At 33.8% G+C, this 2,391-nt stretch carries 4 protein-coding genes and 1 pseudogene; 2 read left to right on the forward strand and 3 right to left on the reverse strand.

The window, feature by feature from the left end; translation table 11 throughout:
* Positions 1-82 (reverse strand): annotated as a pseudogene (locus OZD63_RS02605) (IS5/IS1182 family transposase); the annotation flags it as partial.
* Between the two features lie 123 nt (positions 83-205).
* On the opposite strand from OZD63_RS02605, the gene OZD63_RS02610 reads away from it, so the two are divergent.
* Together OZD63_RS02610 and ruvC are read left to right on the forward strand one after the other, a co-directional pair.
* On the forward strand, positions 206-1,033 hold the full coding sequence (locus OZD63_RS02610) for a cytochrome c oxidase subunit 3 (protein ID WP_274979522.1): 828 nt from the start codon (positions 206-208) through the stop codon (positions 1,031-1,033).
* Positions 1,034-1,522, forward strand: a complete 489-nt coding sequence (gene ruvC / locus OZD63_RS02615; RefSeq protein WP_151807779.1) for a crossover junction endodeoxyribonuclease RuvC — start codon at positions 1,034-1,036, stop codon at positions 1,520-1,522.
* A 44-nt stretch (positions 1,523-1,566) separates the two neighbouring features.
* On the opposite strand, the gene ruvX is transcribed toward ruvC, so the two are convergent.
* Both ruvX and OZD63_RS02625 read right to left on the reverse strand, forming a co-directional pair.
* A complete protein-coding gene (ruvX, locus tag OZD63_RS02620) occupies positions 1,567-2,034 on the reverse strand; it encodes a Holliday junction resolvase RuvX (protein WP_274979521.1) in 468 nt (155 codons plus the stop codon).
* Positions 2,035-2,123: 89 nt separating this feature from the next.
* Positions 2,124-2,267: a hypothetical protein gene (locus tag OZD63_RS02625; protein WP_209473144.1), complete on the reverse strand. Its 144-nt coding sequence runs from the start codon at positions 2,265-2,267 to the stop codon at positions 2,124-2,126.
* Positions 2,268-2,391: the final 124 nt, after the last annotated feature.

Consider the following 2,391-nt stretch of genomic DNA (forward strand, 5'->3'; position numbering starts at 1 on the left):
TTTTCTTTCTGCTACTCTCCAGTATTGGTCTAATTTTTTCAAATTGTTCTTTACTTATATCGCTTGGATAGCTTTTTTGCATAGATATGCCTCTTTCTTAACTATGCTTATTCTACCTCATATTTTCGAGATCCTTAACAGGTTCTAAGGAACGTTGACAATTTTAAGCTAATTTGTATCCTTAATAGGTATTTTTTAAAATGCTATGAAAAGTAAAGAACATGATTTTCATTTAGTGGATCCAAGCCCTTGGCCAATTGCTGTATCAGCAGCAATTCTTATTCTTGCACTTGGATTAGTTGGCGCGCTTCATAAACAAATTGTCGGAATGTTTTGTTTAGTTTTGGGAATCTCCGCAGTATCAGGGGTGCTGTTTTATTGGTGGAGAGATGTAATAAGGGAGGCCATTTATGACAAATGTCACACTGCCATTGTAAAACATGGACTCAAATTTGCAATGTACTTGTTTATTCTCTCGGAGGTCGTATTTTTTATAGTGTTCTTTTGTTCATTCTTTAAAGCCTGGCTTGATCCAGTTTTTTTATTTGAGGCGTTTTCTCCTGCAAAAAAAGTTGAATGGCCCCCTGAGGGAATTTTGCCACCTGATCCATGGTCACTACCATTCATGAATACATTAATATTATTGCTTTCTGGTACAACAATTACTTGGGCAAATCACTCTTTACTTAAAAATGATAAAAAGAGCATGATTAAAATGCTGTCCATAACTATATTGCTTGGAGTTTTTTTTATAATAGTGCAAGCAATAGAGTATCATGAAGCGAGTTTTTCTCTACAAGAAACAGGAGAAAAGCTTATTTATACATCCAATTTTTATATGATTACCGGTTTTCACTGCGCACACGTTATAATAGGAATAATGTTTTTATCAGTGTGTTTATTTAGAGCACGGAAAGGCCAATTTACACTTCAGGACCATTTGTGCTTTGAGTTTGCCTCCTGGTATTGGCACTTTGTAGATGTAGTCTGGATATTTTTATTTTTGTTTGTCTATTGGTTAAGCGTTTATTAAGTGGTTAAAATAATAGGTCTAGATCCAGGAATAAGCAAGACTGGGTGGGCCATTATCAGCCTGAACGAAAAAAATAATATTGAATTTTTGGGCGGCGGTACCATATCAACTGATGGTAAATTGGGTACAGGTGAACGCCTACATATAATTTTTGAACAATTAAAGAAAGTAATTTCCCTATACTCTCCGAATGAAGCTGCGGTGGAGAAAATTTTTGTTAATAAAAATCCTAAATCTTCACTAACTTTAGGATATGCAAGAGGGGTTGTAATTTTAGCGTTAAAAATAACAAAGCTAACTATGAATGAATATGATGCAAACTATGTAAAAAAAAGCATTACCGGAAATGGCCATGCTGATAAGGATCAGATGATATTTATGGTGAAGCAAATAGTTAAAAATTTGAGTATAAAATGCCACCATGCTGCTGACGCTCTTGCTGTAGCAATTTGTCATGCTTATACGAAAGGTTCTTGTTTTGTTGAGTAACTTTTATATGGGATTCAGTTTGAAGATTTCCAGATCTGGAAAAACTATTTGATTGTATTTATCTTGTCTAACGTTCGTTGCAAAATAATACATGCGGAGATTTTATCATCTATTTTTTTCGATTTTGTGATTGATATTCCAGTAATTTTTAGTGTATGAGTTGCGATAGATGTTGAGAAGCTTTCGTCTTGTAAGTATATATTTACTTTATATTTTTTTATTATTTTATTTGCGAATTGGATTATAGTTTTACACCATTTAGTTTCTTGCTCGTCCATTTTTAACGGTAGTCCTATTACCATTGATCCAGATTCATTTTCTTTGAATATTCTATGCAGATAACCTAAATCTTTGCTCATATTTTTTCTGTGATATATGCTATGAGCTGTGGCTATGAGCTGTGTTTTATCGCTAAATGCTATGCCTATTTGCTTTTCTCCCATGTCAAGGCACATTATGCGCCTATCTTTTGGAATAGACTTTAGAAACTCATCTGGATTTCTATGTAGCATCTATTAGACTTCCTTTAAAGTGACCTTATCAAAAAAGTGGAGAGAAAGTTAAGAAAATTTTTTACAAAAAGAATAATGAATCAAATTGCTCAGGAATGCAATAGACTTCTTGCATAACCCAAACTAAGTAGAAAAAAGGTATCATCTAAGTAGCTGACACTGGTTTCCATCCAAAAGGGCAGTGCCCCTATGATGTCATTCCAGTGCTTGACACTGGAATGGCTTTGTTGCATCGCTAGCTATGATGGATTAAAGATAAAAAAGATGGAGAATATCAGTAGCTTATTATTCTGGTATTTATAATAAGAACGGTCAGTGAATACCTAAATTTGAGTAAAAGAAATTTCACTACCACTC

The sequence above is a fragment of the Wolbachia endosymbiont of Drosophila leontia genome (genome assembly GCF_028981785.1).
GTDB classification, from domain to species: Bacteria; Pseudomonadota; Alphaproteobacteria; order Rickettsiales; family Anaplasmataceae; genus Wolbachia; species Wolbachia pipientis.